Source organism: Bradyrhizobium sp. ORS 285 (assembly GCF_900176205.1).
Taxonomy (GTDB): domain Bacteria; phylum Pseudomonadota; class Alphaproteobacteria; order Rhizobiales; family Xanthobacteraceae; genus Bradyrhizobium.
In genome coordinates this window covers 7,181,171-7,197,070 of the sequence record NZ_LT859959.1, presented here as the reverse complement: position 1 = coordinate 7,197,070, position 15,900 = coordinate 7,181,171, and the positions used below count along the sequence as shown (strand labels likewise).

General features: G+C 66.5%; 13 protein-coding genes. 10 read left to right on the top strand and 3 right to left on the bottom strand.

Features of this window, described 5'->3' with window-relative positions:
- The first annotated feature begins 10 nt into the window (after positions 1-10).
- From BRAD285_RS32255 to BRAD285_RS32230, 6 genes are read left to right on the top strand one after another with little or no spacing between them, the layout of a single operon-like run.
- Positions 11-2,281, top strand: coding sequence for an exopolysaccharide transport family protein (locus BRAD285_RS32255; protein ID WP_172889846.1), 2,271 nt, complete (start codon positions 11-13; stop codon positions 2,279-2,281).
- Positions 2,278-3,435, top strand: coding sequence for a glycosyltransferase family 4 protein (locus BRAD285_RS32250; RefSeq protein WP_006614417.1), 1,158 nt, complete (start codon positions 2,278-2,280; stop codon positions 3,433-3,435). The genes BRAD285_RS32255 and BRAD285_RS32250 overlap by 4 nt, the downstream gene beginning before the upstream one ends.
- On the top strand, positions 3,432-4,811 hold the full coding sequence (locus BRAD285_RS32245) for an O-antigen ligase family protein (RefSeq protein ID WP_006614416.1): 1,380 nt from the start codon (positions 3,432-3,434) through the stop codon (positions 4,809-4,811). Before BRAD285_RS32250 ends, BRAD285_RS32245 begins: the two co-directional genes overlap by 4 nt.
- Entirely contained in the window at positions 4,808-6,328 is a 1,521-nt protein-coding gene (locus BRAD285_RS32240; protein WP_006614415.1) for a lipid II flippase MurJ, read from the top strand. The genes BRAD285_RS32245 and BRAD285_RS32240 overlap by 4 nt, the downstream gene beginning before the upstream one ends.
- Positions 6,325-7,347: a polysaccharide deacetylase family protein gene (locus BRAD285_RS32235; RefSeq protein WP_006614414.1), complete on the top strand. Its 1,023-nt coding sequence runs from the start codon at positions 6,325-6,327 to the stop codon at positions 7,345-7,347. The genes BRAD285_RS32240 and BRAD285_RS32235 overlap by 4 nt, the downstream gene beginning before the upstream one ends.
- Positions 7,340-8,515 (top strand): glycosyltransferase, encoded by a 1,176-nt coding sequence (locus BRAD285_RS32230; RefSeq protein WP_006614413.1) that lies wholly within the window; start codon positions 7,340-7,342, stop codon positions 8,513-8,515. Before BRAD285_RS32235 ends, BRAD285_RS32230 begins: the two co-directional genes overlap by 8 nt.
- 6 nt (positions 8,516-8,521) lie before the next feature.
- On the opposite strand, the gene BRAD285_RS32225 is transcribed toward BRAD285_RS32230, so the two are convergent.
- Positions 8,522-9,706 (bottom strand): glycosyltransferase family 4 protein, encoded by a 1,185-nt coding sequence (locus tag BRAD285_RS32225; RefSeq protein ID WP_006614412.1) that lies wholly within the window; start codon positions 9,704-9,706, stop codon positions 8,522-8,524.
- Positions 9,707-9,838: 132 nt separating this feature from the next.
- On the opposite strand from BRAD285_RS32225, the gene BRAD285_RS32220 reads away from it, so the two are divergent.
- Both BRAD285_RS32220 and BRAD285_RS32215 read left to right on the top strand, forming a co-directional pair.
- The gene (locus BRAD285_RS32220; protein WP_139020698.1) at positions 9,839-11,059 is read left to right on the top strand and encodes a hypothetical protein; all 1,221 of its coding nucleotides are present in this window, start codon (positions 9,839-9,841) and stop codon (positions 11,057-11,059) included.
- Positions 11,060-11,238: 179 nt separating this feature from the next.
- Entirely contained in the window at positions 11,239-12,153 is a 915-nt protein-coding gene (locus BRAD285_RS32215) for a hypothetical protein (RefSeq protein ID WP_006614410.1), read from the top strand.
- Between the two features lie 51 nt (positions 12,154-12,204).
- Here the strand turns inward: BRAD285_RS32215 and gmd are convergent, their stop codons facing one another.
- Positions 12,205-13,296, bottom strand: coding sequence for a GDP-mannose 4,6-dehydratase (gmd, locus tag BRAD285_RS32210; RefSeq protein ID WP_006614409.1), 1,092 nt, complete (start codon positions 13,294-13,296; stop codon positions 12,205-12,207).
- 173 nt (positions 13,297-13,469) lie between these two features.
- Here gmd and BRAD285_RS32205 point away from each other — a divergent pair, with 173 nt between their 5' ends.
- On the top strand, positions 13,470-13,670 hold the full coding sequence (locus BRAD285_RS32205; RefSeq protein WP_006614408.1) for a hypothetical protein: 201 nt from the start codon (positions 13,470-13,472) through the stop codon (positions 13,668-13,670).
- A 109-nt stretch (positions 13,671-13,779) separates the two neighbouring features.
- Positions 13,780-15,417 (top strand): indolepyruvate/phenylpyruvate decarboxylase, encoded by a 1,638-nt coding sequence (gene ipdC / locus BRAD285_RS32200; protein ID WP_006614407.1) that lies wholly within the window; start codon positions 13,780-13,782, stop codon positions 15,415-15,417.
- A gap of 36 nt (positions 15,418-15,453) precedes the next feature.
- Here the strand turns inward: ipdC and BRAD285_RS32195 are convergent, their stop codons facing one another.
- Positions 15,454-15,837: a hypothetical protein gene (locus BRAD285_RS32195; protein WP_085962864.1), complete on the bottom strand. Its 384-nt coding sequence runs from the start codon at positions 15,835-15,837 to the stop codon at positions 15,454-15,456.
- Positions 15,838-15,900 lie beyond the last annotated feature (63 nt).

Below are 15,900 nucleotides of genomic sequence, written 5' to 3'. Positions count from 1 at the left end.
AGTGCAGATCATGAGGCAGGCGGCTCTCAACGAGGCCTTGTCCGGCTTTGATGCCGTCGCCCGGATCTGGCGCCGCCGCGGCGTGTTCGCGCTCGTGGCCGGCACGGTGCTGGCGATCGCGGTCGCTGCCCTCGTTCTGCTTCCGGTGCGCTATCTCGCGACCGCGTCGGTGATCATCGCCGAGCAGGAGCCGGGCGCCAACACCTCCGCGGCGTGGGCGCAGAAGATCGGTGATCCCGCCGACATGGAGAGCCAGCTGCTGGTGATCCGCTCGCCGCGCCTGCTGCGCCAGATCATGTCGTCGCCCGGTGTCGTCGACGCCGTGGTCGGCGAATGCGAGCGCGGGCGCATGTGGGGCTCGGCGGATGCGTGCCAGCGCCTCAAGACCGATCCGAGCGCCTTCATCGATCACGTCGACAGCCGCTTCAGCATCGCCTCCGCCGGCCGCTCGCGCGTCATCAACATCTCTTATCAGTCGGGCAGCCCCGAGGTGGCGAAGCTGCTCGCCAACGCGCTGACGCAGACTTTCCTGGAAGATCAGCGCACCGAAGGCGCCAACAGCCGCGAGGTCGCGAGCTCCTGGCTTTGGCAGGAGCTGAAGCAGCTCGACCAGCAGCTTCGCGACGCCGACGACAAGATCCAGAAGTTCCGCCGCACCAAGGGCCTGATGCGCGGCGCCAATGCGCCGATCTCCTCGGAGCGTCTCACCAGCATCGGCCAGCAGCTGTCGCAGGCGGAAGCCGCGCGCGCCGAGGCTGCCGCTCGGCTGCAGGAGATCAAGTCCGAGCAGGAGCGTGGCCCAACCGATGCGCCGTCGGTGCTGCAGAGCCGGACCATCGCGGATCTGAAGCAGCAGCTCACCACCGTGAGCGCGCAGCTCGCCAGCGCCGCCGGCGTGCTCGGCCCCAAGCATCCCTCGATCCTGGCGCTGACGCGCGAGCAGGCCTCGATCCAGCAGCGGCTGGTCGACGAGATGCAGACCATCGCAGCCAGCGCGCAGAAGACGTTCGATGCCAACAATGCGCTGGTGACCTCTCTCAAGAAGCAGATGGACACGGCGAAGGCCGAAGCCGGTTCGGCGACGCTGGACGAGGCGTCTATTGAGAGCATGGTGCGCGATACCGAGATCAAGCGCCAGCAATATGCCGAGCTCTACAAGAAGGCGAGCGAACTCGAGACCGAGCGCCGCGTCCTGCGCGGCAGCACGCGTCTCGTGAGCCTCGCCGAATTGCCGAGCAAGCCGTTCTTCCCGAAGAAGGTGCCGTTCCTGGCCGCCGGCCTGACGCTCGCCATCATCTTCGGCGTCGCCGCCGCGTTGCTCGCCGACCAGCTTGCGCGCCTGCGTCCCGCCCAGACATCCGCGGCGCCCGTGCCGGATCCGGCCGGCAGCGAAGTTGTGACTCCCATCGCGGATGCGCCGGCCAGTGTTCCCGATCTGCCGGAGCAGGCCGAACTGCCGACCGCCTCCAACGAGCCGCCGTCGTCCGAGCGTAAATCTCATCTTCCCAGCGTCGCCGACGTCTCGATCCTCGCTTGCCTGCCCCGTCTGAAGAGCCTGCGCCAGATGTCCGCGCTTGGCGCCATCCTGCAGGGTCATCAGCCGCTCGCGATCCCGCACGTTCTGCGCCTCGCCTCCGAGGACGTGGAATTCCAAGTGATGCTGCACGACCTCGTTCGCGAGCTGGGACTCGACTCGTCTGCGCGACCGCAGCGGCTCGTCGTCACCTCGCCTGATGCCGGCGACGGCAAGACGACCATGGCTTGCGTGCTCGCGGAGCATCTCGCCGCGGCCGGCCGGCGCGTGTTGCTGGTCGAGTGCGATATCGAGCATGCGAGCTTCGCGCAGGTCATGGCGCTTTCCCCGAGCCCGGGCTGGCTGGGCGCGCTGGAGCATGGCCGGCCGCTGCGCGAAATGGTGTTGCGCACGGCGCATCCGTCCCTCGATGTATTGCCCGCCGGCGCCGCCACCGGTCCGGTTGGCGACATTCTCGAAGTGATCAGTCTCGACAGCCTGCTCACCGGTCTCGATGGCTATGACGCTGTCATCGTTGATACGCCGCTGTCGTCGCAGCGAGACGACTTCCTGGCCGGCACGGATTGGGTGATCGTCTGCGTGCGCAGCGATCGCTCCTTGATCGAACCGGCGGTTGCCACCGTGACCACGAGCAGGGCGCTCGGCGCGACCGATGTCGGCATCGTCGTCACCATGGCCGAAGCCGAGCCGCGCGCCACGGCGACGGGGCAGGCGGCATCCGCCGCAGCCTATGCCGAGGCCGGATGATGTCGGGCGAACGCGTCCTGTTCGTTGATCACACCGGGCAGATCGGCGGAGCCGAGCTGATCCTGCTCGACGTCGTGCAGGGGCGCCACGAGTCGTCCGCCTTCCTGTTCGAGCAGGGCCCCCTGGCAAAGGCGCTGTCCGACCGCGGCCTCTCGGTGGTCACGTCGCGCTGGGGCATCGGCCTGTCGCGGTTCCGGCGTGACAGCTCTTGGCTCAAGGCATTGCCGCTGGCCGGAGGCTTGGCTGCGATCACCGCCGAGCTGGCCCGCCTCGCGCGCCGGCATGACGTCGTCTACGCCAACTCGCAGAAGGCGTTCGTGCTGGCTGCGGTCGCCAACGTCGTCGCGCGCAAGCCGCTGATCTGGCATCTGCACGACATCATCAGCCCAGCCCATTTCGGCGCAATGCAGCGCCGGACGCAGATCTTGCTCGCCAATCGCTTCGCGGCGAAGGTCGTCGTCCCGTCCGAAGCGGCGGCCGCCGCCTTCATCGAGGCCGGTGGGCGGCGCTGCCTCATCGAAGTCGTGCCCAATGGTCTGTCCGTGGAGCCCGTTCCTGTGTCGCGCCAGGAGTTGCGGCAGCGGCTCGGCCTGCCGCCGGCGCCGCTGGTCGGCGTGTTCAGCCGGCTCGCGCAGTGGAAGGGACAGCACGTGCTGGTCGAGGCACTGGCCAAGCTGCCTGGAGTTCATGGCATCATCGTCGGCGATGCGCTGTTCGGTGAGCAGGATTACGCGGCGCAGCTCAAGCGGCAGGTCACCGAGCTCGGCCTCGCCGATCGCATTCACTTCCTCGGTCATCGCGGTGACGTGCCGCTGTTGATGCAGGCGGTCGACGCGATGGTTCATCCGTCGATCGATCCGGAGCCGTTCGGCCGCACCCTAGTCGAAGCGATGCTGGCCGGCGTCCCCGTCATCGCCACCGATGCGGGCGCCGCGCCGGATATTCTGGAGCATGGCCGCGCCGGCATGCTCGTGCCGCCTGGCGATGCGCGCGCTTTGGCCGAAGCTTTAGACAGCGTTTTGTCGGAGCCCTCCGTTCTGGCGTCCCAGCTCGTCTACGCTGCGCGCCGTGCGCGCACGCAATACAGCCTGACGCGCATGCTCGACTCGATCGGGCTCCTGATCCGCAATGTCCGCGCGGGAGCGGCGGTGTGAGCACGATCCTCACATCCGCTCCGGCCGAACGCGACTGGCGCTTGCCTGGCTGGGCGGCGGCGATCGCCGTGCTCCTGGTCACGGCGCTTGCGGCCGGGGTGCTCGGCGGTGCGTCGCGGGCGCTGTTCGTGCTCGGCTGTGGCGGCGTCGGTTGGTATGCGTGGCGGCAGGGGCCAGCAGTGCATCTGCAGGCCGCGCTGATCCTGTTCAGCTTCGCGCCCTTCGTCCGCCGGCTCGTCGATCTCTCGGCCGGCTATGATCAGCTCGGCCTGATGCTGATCGGACCGTTGTTCGCGATCCTTGCGCCGGTGCTGTCATTGCCGCGGCTGCTCGGAGAGCGGCAGGTTCCTGCGCGGTGGATCTGGCCGCTCGGCATCGTCGCAATGTGCGTCGTCTATGCGGGTCTGCTCTCGCTTGCCCAGGCGGACTGGAACAATGCGGCTTCCGGCCCGCTGAAATGGCTGGCGCCGCTGCTCTATGCCGCGGTGCTCATGCTGAGCGCGGATCGTCGCGAGATGATCGAGGCGGCAACATCGGCCTTTGTGATCATTCTTCCGGTCACCGGTTTCTACGCGCTCTACCAATATGTCGATCCGCCGGACTGGGACCGCTACTGGATGGAGTTCGCTCCGATCATCTCGATCGGTCAGCCCGTTCCCTACGGCGTCCGTTCGTTCAGCACGATGAATGCGCCTGCGGCCTATGCCACCTTCACGGCGGCCGGACTGCTGCTGGTCGCTTTCGGCCGGCGCTCGTGGCCGGCGCTGCTGCTGGCGTTGCCGGCCGGGCTTGGCTTCCTGTTGTCGATGTATCGCACCGCCTGGATCTCGCTCGCCGTCGGGTTGCTGTTCTGCCTGCTGTTCGCGGAGACGCGGCGCCGCGCCGGCCTGATCCTCGTCAGCCTCGCCGTCGCCGTGATATTGGCCGCGACCTTGACGCCGTTCGGCGACGTCGTGGCGGATCGACTGTCCTCACTCGGCGAAGGCACCAAGGACGGCAGCGCGCAGGAGCGACTGCAGGAGTTCGTGACATTGTGGAATCTGCCGGACAGCTCGCTGTTCGGCACCGGCTTCACCATCACCGATGTCGGCGCCGCCGGCGCCATGCCGGTCGACGGCATGATCATCGCCTGCTGGCTGACGATGGGCATCGTCATCGGCGGCTTCTGCCTCACGGCGCTGTTCTGGGCGATCGGTAACGCGCTGGCCGCGGCGTGGTCCGACCGATCGCCGGACGCTGTCATCGTCGGCGCGCTGGCGCTCGGTGCCCTCGTGCAGCTGCCGCTCGCCAACATCACCTCGGGCGAGAACGGCTTCCTGTTCTGGACCTTTGCGGCGTTGCTGGTTCCGGCTCTTCCGACCGAGGAGGCAGCATGAGCGCCTCCAGTCCTTCGCTGCGGCGCTTCAGTGCGCTCCTGATCAGCGGCGCGCTCGCCAGCAAGTTGCTGGGCTTTGCCCGCGAGGTGCTGATGGCGCATGTGCTCGGTGCGACCCTCATCGCCGACGGTTTTCGTGCCGCCATGGCCGCCGTGCTGATTCCGCTCGCTTTCCTGCAGAACGAGAGCGTGCCGGCGATCATGATCCCGATGCATCGCGAGGCACTGCTACGCCCGGATCCGGCGCGCAGCCTGGGCGCGCTGACGATCGTGATCGCGGCGGTCTCTACATTGGTCATGGCCGTCATCCTGCTGCTCGGCGAGATCTGGGTGAATGCCGTCGTCGGCGGCTTCTCGGATGAGGGCCGCGTGCTGACGCTGCATTTCGTGCGCATGATGTCGCTCGCGATGCCGGCCTCGGCGGTGCTCAACGTGTTGGCGGCGGGCGAGATCGCGCTCGGCCGCACGCGGCTGACCAATCTCCGTGCCAGCCTGCTCAACGTCGCCGTCATCGGCGGCATCGGCCTGCTCATGCTCACCGGCGACGCCTACATGCTCGCCTGCGCCTTCACCGTCGCCTTCAATGGTCTTGCGGCCTGGGGCCTGTTCTCGCTGTGGCGCGAGGGTGAGCTGAGCGTCTCCGGTCTCACGATGCGCATGGTCGTCGACAAGGGCATCGAGTTCTTCCGCCGGCTGCGCGTGCTGCTTGCGCTGCCGCTGGCCGAGCAGGGCAATGTCTGGATCGAGCGCTTCACCGCCTCGCGGCTGACGACCGGCGCCGTCGCCTCGCTGGACTACGCGCGCTCGTTGACGGAAAGCGCGCTGCTGCTGATCAGCCAGCCGCTCGGCATGGCCGTGCTGTCGCAGCACGCGCCGCGCGATCCGCGCGCGCAGACCGAGGCGCTGCTGCGGCCGCTGCTGGCGCTGACCTTGCCGGCGTCGGCATTCCTGCTGGTGTTCTCGACCGACATCGTGCGCCTGATCTATTTCCGCGGCGCCTTCGGCGACGAGGCGCTGCTGCTGACCTCGCATGCGTTGAAGGGCATCGCCTGCGGCGTCTGGGCTGCGACGCTCGGCTGGATCCTGATCCGTCTGCTCAACGGCGCCGGCCGCAACGGCGTCGCCGCGCTGATCATCGTCTGCGCCTATCTCGCCAATATGAGCTTCAACCTGCTGATGCCGCTGTTCGATCCGTCGCCGGCGGCCGGCATGCAACTGCTCGGCATTGGCGAGGCGATCCGCAGCCTGGTGCTGCTGTTCGGCGTGGTGTTCGTGCTCGGCGATGCGCGCAAGCTGCTGCTCGTCATCGGCCTGGCGCTGCTGCCGACTGCGCTGATGGCCGTGCTCGGCATGATGATCCAGAACGCCGTGCCTGGCCTGTTGCCGCGTCTGTTCGCCGGCGGCGTCGCCTATCTGGTCTGCCTCGCCTTCGCGATCGGCATTCTGCTGCCGAACATGGTGGGCTCGGCGTTCCGGCATGTGCGTCGCACGCTGAAGATGAAGGGAGAGCTGAGTTGACCCTGTTGGCCCTCGCCGCAGCCAAGGCCATGATGGCCTCCAGCGCGTTCGTCCTTCCGCTCGCCAAGGCCGCCGATCGCGTGCTCGGCCCGCGCGGCTGCTGCCTGACCTTCCATCGCACGGCGCCGTCCGAACAGTGGGAGCGTCTGCCCAACCGCGACTTCTATGTCGATGCGGATTTTCTCGATCGGTTCCTGAGTTACGTTCTGGAGCAGGGTTGGGATGTCGTGACGATGGACGAGGCGCTGCGACGCGCCGCGGCCCATGCGCCGGCCGGCCGCTATGTGAATATCTCGATCGACGATTGTTATCGCGACACCTTCGAGCTATTGGCCCCGGTGTTCCGCCGGCACAACGTTCCCGTGACGCTGTTCGTGACAACAGGCATTCCCGATGGCACCTTGCCGCTGTGGGCCGCGGGCCTCGAAGATGCGCTGCTGAACAGAGACCGCCTCTGGATCGACGGTCAGCAGATGGCGCTATCGAGCAACGAGCAGCGCCGCGCGCTGTTTGCCGAGGTCGCGGCGCGCTGGGATGGTCCGCAGGCCGCAGGCTGCTACGCCGCCTTCTGCGCCGCCAATGGCATGGAGATCGAGGCGATGCATTGGAAGCACGCGATCTCCTGGGACATGCTCGAGGCTCTCGCGCGGGATCCGCTTGTCGAGATCGGCGCCCACACCGTGTCACATGCGCGGATTTCGTCACTGTCGCCCGAGGACGCGCTGAAGGAGCTGGCCGGCGCGCGGCTGCGCCTGAACGCGCGGCTCGGCATCGATGTCAAGCACTTCGCCTTCCCTTACGGCCGCGCGGCCGATTGCGGTCCGCGCGATTTCGCACTGGCACGTGAGGCGGGATTTGCCAGTGCCGCGACGACGCGCAAGGGATTGGTTCACGCGGGACAGGATGCCTTCTCGATTCCCCGCAACACCATGAATGGCGCGCATCGCAGCCTGGCCGCGATGGAGCTGCATCTCACCGGGCTCAGCGGCACCGCAGCGCGAGTGATGGGCCGTGTCTAGCCGGCGTCTGCGAATCGTCTCGATCGCGCATCCGGCCACCAGCAGCGAAGCCGGCCGGCTGCGCTATCGCTTTCTCGCATCACGTCCCGACGTCGACCTGCATCTCGTGATGCCCGAGGTCTGGAAGGAGTTCGGCCGCACGATCCAGGCGCCGCCCTCGGACGACGGCTTCCCCGTCCATCGGCTGCCGATCCGACTGCCCGAGGCAGGGCCGATGAAATGGTATCTGCATTTCTATCCGGCGCTGCGCCGGCTGCTGCGCGAGCTCGATCCCGACGTCATCCATCTCTGGGAGGAGCCGTGGAGCATCGTGGCGCTGCAGGCGCAGTTGCTGCGCGGCCGCGCGGCGCTGGTGCTCGAGGTCGATCAGAATATCCTCAAGCGGCTGCCGCCGCCGTTCGAGGCGATCCGAAAGTTCGTCCTCGGCCGCACCGATCACATCCTGTCGCGCAGCCCCGATGCGACCGAGGTCGTGCGGGCGCGTGGCTACGCCGGGCCGGTGACGCCGATCGGTTATGGCGTGGATCTCGCGACCTTCACACCGGCAGAGGCGCCTGCTCCGCATCGTGCGGATGCGCCGCTGCGCTTCGGCTATGTCGGACGTCTGGTGGTCGAGAAGGGACTCGATGATGCCCTGGAGGCGCTGGCGCGCAGCCCTTCGGCGGCGACGCTGAGCATCATGGGTGAGGGGCCGCATGAAACGCATCTGCGTCAGCGCGTGGAAGAGCTCGGCCTGCGCGGGCGCGTCGAATTCCAGGGCTGGGCCGCACCTGCCGAGGTGGCCGCGTTCCTGCGCAGCCTTGATGCGCTGCTGCTGCTGACGCGGACGACGAACACAGTGCGCGAGCAGTTCGGCCGGGTGATCATCGAGGCGCAGGCCTGCGGCATTCCGGTGATCGGATCGACTTGTGGCGCCATTCCCGATGTCATCGGCGACGGCGGCTGGATCGTGCCGGAGCAGGATCCGGAACGCCTGTCTCGACTGCTCGACCAACTCAGCGCCGACCGGACCCAGTTCGCGGCGCGATCGCAGGCCGCGCGCGCCAATGTGCTCAAGCGTTTCACCTACGATGCAGTCGCAACCGCGATCGAAGCCGCCTGCCGAGCGGCGGATCAGTCGAGAAATGCATCGCGCCTGGCCGCGCCACGGCCGCTGCGGGCAAGCTAGCGCTATTCAGGCTTTCGCGGTCAGCGCCCTCGCGGATTGGCTCGGCTCACGCTTGGCCGCATCGATCCGTCGTAGCAGCTCGATATATGTCAGGCCGACCTGATCCCAGCCATAGGCCTGCGCGGTGCCCTGTGCTCCCTGGCGCAGACGCTCCAGCAGGGCAGGGTCAGCCAACGCAGCGGCGATCTTCGCCGCGACGTCGTCGGCGTCCATCTCGATGCGGAAGCCGTTGATGCCGTCGTGCAGATAGTCCTCGATGCCGCCGACCGGGGTTGCGAACACCGGCACGCCGCAGGCCATCGCCTCCATGCAGACCAGCGAGAACGTCTCATAACTCGTCGGCAGCACGAAGGCATCGGCGGCCGAGTAGAGCGCCGGCATGTCGGCGCGCGCGCCGGCGAAGATCAACCGGTCTGACGCCTTGTGCGCGAGCTTCCTGTAGGGCGCGGGATTGTCCGAGCCCACGACCAGTAGCCGGACGTCATCGCCGAGCTTCTCCAGCGCGCCGACGGCATGGGCCAGCCCCTTGCGGCTGAACTCATGGCCGACGAACAGCAGCACGCGGGCATCAGAGGGAATGTCGAACTCCCGGCGGATCTCCTGGCCGGCCCGCTCATCGCGTCTGAACCGGTCGAGATCGATGCCGTTGGAGATGACCTGGATGCGTGAGGGCGGCACCTGATAGATGCGCTGCAGCTCTTCAGTCACTCTTTCGGAGACTGCGACGAAGGCGCGATAGCGCAGGCCTCCGATCATGAATCGGTCGCGGAGAGCGACCCAGAGATGCATCGGATTGAGCAGCCAGCGCCAGCGGCCGGCGGCGCGCTTCTCCACAAGGCTCTGCGCATTGACGGCATGGACGATCAGTACGTCGCCCTTGAGGCTGTCACCGTGGCTGATGACCACGGCGTGGGGATGACGCGCCAGCGCCCGCGTCGCCGCCAGCGTGAACAGGGGAACGACGATGGCGCGGCCGATGTGACGGAACAATCCGCGCGTCGGAATCCGCGCCAGCCACGGCGCGACACGCTCGACCTTGATCGACTGTTCGAGATTCTCAGCCACCGCGCTCGCCAGCACGACATTCGATAAACCATTCCGGCCGAAAACGCGCGCCAGCTCGATGGCGACGGTTTCCACGCCGCCAGCATTGCTTATCTCTTGAACGACCTGGACGATCTCAAAAGTCATCACGGACATTTACGGGACTAGACATTGCGGCTTCGTTCCAATCTGCTGGTGGTTAGCATAACGCTATTAACGTTTGGCTCGGCAATTCCAGGCCTTGCCGACGATGTGAACGGCGCCGCAGTTCGCGATCGCATGGGCGGCGGTAATCTCGTGACGCATCTCGCCGGCAAGAGCAGCCAGCTCTATCAGGCACTGCACGGCGTCGGCGCGAGGATGGGCCGGATGGATTCCTACGGCTGGCGTACGCTCGCGCGGGTGCCGACGCCGCATGATTTCGATGCCGCCATGCTGGAGGCGCACAAGAACGGCATCACGCCGCTGATCCTGCTCGAATATGAGGGCAGCTATCAGACGCTGAACCCGCCGCAGCCGATCGGTTCCTATCAGGATTGGTTCGCTGCTGGAGAGGCGATGGCGAAGCGTTTTCGCCCCGGCGGTGACTGGGGCCGGGAGAACGGTATTCCGGACTGGGGCGCGACGATCTTCACCGCGATCAACGAGCCCGACGTGCAGGCGACGATCCCGCGCAGGGACTATCATGATGCGCTGGCGGGACTGGCTGACGGCGTCCACAGCGTCGATCCCAAGTTGCGCGTGGTTCCCGGCGGCTTCGCGACCTGCAATTCGCATGGCGATGCGACGTTGCGCGGCTACGGCCCGGCGATCGCCGACCTGCTCGCGGATGGCCGGCTCGACGGCATCGACCTGCACACTTACTACAACGACCGCTGGTATCCGGTGACCAGGGGACGTGCCTTCTCGGTGCAGACCTGCTTCGATCGTATCAAGCAGGCGATGGGTCTGACCCGCGACGTCAATTTCTACAGCACCGAGTTCAACGTTGCCCGGGCCGGCGCCTGGGAGAGCGAGCCGGTCGCAGCCAGATTGTTTCTGAGTGCAATCTGGGATCAGCTCGCCGTCGTCGGCAAGGATGGCCGTTCGCCGGTCTCGACCATCGCTTTTCCCTGGAATCTCGGCGACACGCCGGATGTCGATGGTCTCGCCTATGCCATGGCCAGCGGCAAGGAGCCATGGGTCCCGGAGGCACGCAGCCAAGTACTTAAGACGGTGCTGCAGCTCGCCGGTCGCATGAAGATCGTGTCGATCGACCGCCGCCTTGCGCTGTACAGGCTGAGCGGCGCGGATGCCGAGCTGATCGTCTGGCAGAACATCGCCGGCTGGACCGACCGGCCGGGCCGTGCCGTCGAACTCGAGCTGCCGGCCTGGGCGCGCAGCCTCGAGGTCTGGGGATGGGACGGGCTGCAGCGCCGCATCGACGTGACGCCCGGCCGCTTTTTCGTCGACGGCCTCAATGCCGATGAGACCTACATGTTTCGCGTGCCGCGGCCGTGATCGGCGCGCCGGACACTCATCCAGCCATCATCACGCCCGGATTTCGCTGACGCCGTTAACCCGATGGTAAGGCCGGCACGACGTGGTTCACTGCGCCCCCGGCTTTTTACGATAATTGCATCCGTGACGGATCCATCCTGCACGCGCCGCGTGCGGGACAGCTCTGGGGGGATGCTGGAATGCAGCCGATCAGGAAGGCTGAGACGGTGAGTGACACGGCGGCGCAGGCACAGCCCATCGCCGGCGTGCGCATTCGCGAAATCAAGACCGCGGACCTCGCCGCGGTCGCAGCGCTGCTGACACGCGGATTTGCTTTCCGCAGCGAAGCCTATTGGCTGCGCGGGCTCGAGCGCCATGCGGCGCGCCCGCGGCCGGTGGGCTTTCCGGCGTTTGGGTATTGCCTTGATCATGGCGGCGTGCCGGTCGGCGTCATCCTGCTGCTGTTCTCGAACGTGCAGTCCGAGGACGGTGCGGTCATCGTCAGGGCCAATGTTTCGAGCTGGTATGTCGAGCCCGCGTTCAGGGCCTTCAGCTCGATGCTGGTCCGTGCCGCGACGCGTGACAAGACTGTCACCTATTTCAACATCACGCCGGCCCCGCACACCTGGTCACAGGTCGAGGCCCAGGGCTTCTCGGTCTATTGCAAAGGGCAGATCTACGCCGCGCCGGCCTTGTCCCGGCCGGTGGCCGGAGTGGTGATCGATGAATTCGCCGACGGTGCCGGTAATGGTCTCTCTGCCTATGAGATCGATCTGCTGCGGCAGCATGCGGATTGGGGCTGCCTGAGCGTCGTCGCGCGCGAGGCCGGGGTCGTCCGCCCGTTCGTGTTTCAGAAGCACCACGTGAAGAACGTTCTGCCGATCTACCGGCTGCTCTATTGCCGCGACACCGCCGACCTCGCCCGGCTTGCCGGCAACCTCGGACGTTTCCTGCTTGGGCGGGGCGGCCTCCTGGTCCGGCTCGACGCTAACGCAGCCATGCCGGAACTCGTCGGCTGGTACTCGGAAAAGCGCGGCCGAAAATATGCCAAGGGCCCGCACCCGCCGCGCCTCGGCGATCTCGCCTTTACCGAGGCCGCGCTGTTCGACCGGTGAGCCATACAGGTTCAGCGCGATCGCGGTGCTCCGATCAGCTCCACGTTCCGTTCACTCGTGACGGGCGCAATAGCGGAAGCCGTGCTGCTTGATGAGTTCGTCGCGCTTCGCCGACTCGAGATCCTCGTGCATCATCTCGCGCACCAGCTCCTCGAATGTCGTTTGCGGTACCCAGCCCAGCTTCTGCTTCGCCTTGGATGGGTCGCCGAGCAGGGTGGCCACCTCGGTCGGCCGGAAGTAGCGCGGATCGACGGAGACGAGGCACTTGCCCGTCGCTGCATCGTAGCCCTTCTCGTCGACGCCGCTGCCCTTCCATTCCAGCGTAAGACCGATCTCGGCCGCTGCCAGATTGACGAAATCGCGGACCGAGTGCTGCACGCCGGTGGCGATGACGTAGTCCTCGGCCTCGTCCTGCTGCAGCATCATCCATTGCATCTCGACATAGTCGCGGGCGTGACCCCAGTCGCGCATCGCGTCGAGATTGCCGAGATAGAGATGGGTCTGCAGACCCAGGCGAATCTGGGCGAGCGCGCGGGTGATCTTGCGGGTGACGAACGTCTCGCCCCGCACCGGCGACTCGTGATTGAACAGGATGCCGTTGCAGGCGTAGAGGCCATAGGCTTCGCGATAATTCACCGTGATCCAATAGGCGTAGAGCTTGGCTACGGCATAGGGTGAGCGCGGATAGAACGGCGTGGTCTCGCGCTGCGGGACCTCCTGCACCAGGCCATAGAGCTCGGAGGTGGAGGCCTGGTAGAACCGCGTGTCCTTTTCGAGCCCGACGATGCGAATGGCTTCCAGCAGCCGCAATGTCCCCAATCCGTCGGCATTGGCCGTATATTCAGGCTCCTCGAACGACACGGCCACATGGCTCTGCGCCGCGAGGTTGTAGATCTCGTGCGGACGCACCTCGCCGACGATGCGGATCAGGCTGGAGGAATCCGTCAGGTCGCCATAATGCAGGCGGAACGGCGGATCCGGCTCATGAGGATCGAGGTAGAGGTGATCGATGCGATCGGTGTTGAACAGGGATGAACGGCGCTTGATGCCGTGGACTTCGTAGCCCTTGTTGAGCAGCAATTCGGCGAGATAGGCGCCGTCCTGCCCCGTGACGCCGGTGATGAGGGCCCGCTTCTTGGCCATAAGAGATCAGTGCCCCCGAATGAACCGCAGCAGCATGGTCCGTTGTGCCTCCGGCCAGCCCGTGTTGCGCCCAGGGCCTGACTTTCGCGACAGATGTCTTCGCTCCGTGACGACGGGCACAGTCCGAGATCTCCCTCATGGGTCATGATCCCCGGCAACGGAGGAGGTGATCCATGTTCTACATTCTCGATCTGGTGCTGGCAGCGGCGCTGCTGTTCTTCTTGTTTCTGCCGATCACGGACCGGCGGACCGTCATCATGAAACTGGGCATGATGATGGCGGTCGTGTTGCTGTTCGGTGTGACTCTGGCGGCGCCGCATGGCGCAGTGCCGGCCGATCCCTCCGCCCAGGCCTTTCTGCTGACGGGCAAGTAAGTGCGGATGGGATCGCGACCCGCGAGCGCCACACGGGGCTCGCGTGATTGGCAGGGCGGTCCTGATCGTGTAGCACCGGTCGGGCGCCATGCACACTCAGAGGGTCCGGATGCCTGCTCTTGCCCATGCGCTGCTCGCCGCCTTGAAGGACCACGGCGCCCGCGAGATCTTCGGCATTCCCGGCGATTTCGTGCTGCCGCTGTTCAAGGTCATCGAGGAAAGCAACATTCTGCCGAGGGTGACGCTCAGCCATGAGCCGGCGGTCGGCTTCGCGGCCGATGCTGCTGCCCGCTATCATGGCGGGCTTGGGGTCGCCGTCGTGACCTACGGCGCCGGCGCCTTCAATGTCGTCAATGCGGTGGCCGGGGCCTATGCCGAGCGCTCGCCGGTCGTGGTCATCGCCGGCGCGCCGGGCGCCCGCGAGCGCGTCTCCGGCTTCCTGCTGCATCATCAGGCGCGCACGGTGGACACGCAGCTCGCGGTGTTCAAGGAAATCACCTGCGACCAAGCCGTGCTCTCGGATCCCGCCACGGCGCCTGCGCTGATCGCGCGCGTGCTGCGCAGTGCCAAGGAAATGTCGCTGCCGGTCTACCTCGAATTTCCGCGCGACATGGTCGATGCCGAGGTCGAGCCGGTTGTGCCGCTACCGCCGCGAAAGGCCGACAAGGAGGCGCTCGACGAATGCGTCGACGAGATCCTGGCGCGCATCGCGCGAGCGGAGCGTCCGGTGATCGTGGTCGATGTGGAGATCCGCCGCTACGGCGTCGAGGATCGGATTGCGGCGCTGGTGCGCAAGCTCGGCCTGCCGCTGGTCACGACATTCATGGGACGCGGCCTGCTCGACAAAGCCGATGATGTCGTCGCCGGCACTTATCTCGGTGCAGCCGGCAACCCGGCGATCACGCATCTCGTGGAGGATGCCGATTTGGTGCTGATGCTCGGCGTCATCCTGTCGGATACCAATTTCGCGCTGTCCAACCGCGCGCCGGATCCACGGCGCATGATCCTGGCCTCCAGCCGCGAGGTGCAGATCGGGCACCATGCCTATCGCGACATGCCGCTCGGTGACCTGATCGATGCGCTGGAGCAGCGCGCCACGCCGCGGACGGCAGCGAGCGGGCTGATGCGGCAGCGCTCGGCCTATCCGCGCGGCCTCGCCGCTGATGACCAGCCCATCGCGCCGTCGGACATCGCGACCGGGATCAACGACATGTTCGATCGCCACGGCCGGATGCCGATGACGTCGGACATCGGCGATTGCCTGTTCACGGCAATGGAGATCGACAACACGGCGCTCGCCGCGCCCGGATATTATGCCGGGATGGGGTTCGGCGTCCCCGCCGGCATCGGCGTCGCCGCAACGGGCCTGCGGCCTTTGATCCTGGTCGGCGACGGCGCCTTCCAGATGACCGGCTGGGAGCTCGGCAATTGCCGCCGCTACGGCCTCGATCCGATCGTCGTGCTGTTCAACAATTGCAGCTGGGAAATGCTGCGCGTGTTCCAGCCGGAGTCGCGCTTCAACGATCTCGACGACTGGCACTATGCCGATATCGCCAATTCCATCGGCGGGGCGGGTGAGCGGGTCACCACCCGTGGCGAGCTCGTGGCCGCGCTCGAGCGCGCATTCCAGCGTCGCGGCCGGTTCTCGCTGGTCGAAGTAATGCTGCCGCGTGGCAAGACGTCGGACACACTGGCGCGCTTCGTGGCCGGCTTGAAATCCGCCCGCGAGCGCATGGCGAAGGGCTGAAGCCAGCGCCGAAATCGATGCGATTTCAGCGCTGGGCTACTGCAAGGCCTTGTCGTGATTGGCGAGCCCGATCGCCTTGTAGTCGTAGGTCGGATAGAACTCCGTGCGATAGGCTCCCCACGCCGTGGTTTCGAAGATGCGGTTGACCTCGCGCAGGCGCGAGGCCGGCAGGCGGAGCGTCACCACCTGGCCGATTCCCATCACGACGTTCCAGCTCACGACCTCGATGCCGGCCGGCGGGAACGCCTTGTAGAATCCCTGGCGCTCGAGCTGTGCGTTGAGCTCGCTCAGCGGCCGCGACTGATCGTGCTTGAGGAAGACGGTCAGCAGCACGGCGTTGTCTGCCGTCGGCGCTGCGGCCGGTGCATCCGGCGCGCTCTGTGCGCCGACGCCCGAGATCGTCGACGCCGCGCATGCCATGGCCAGCGCAACGAGTAACATCCTGCTCGCCTTCACATCGGTCTCCATCGTTCCAAGGTTCAA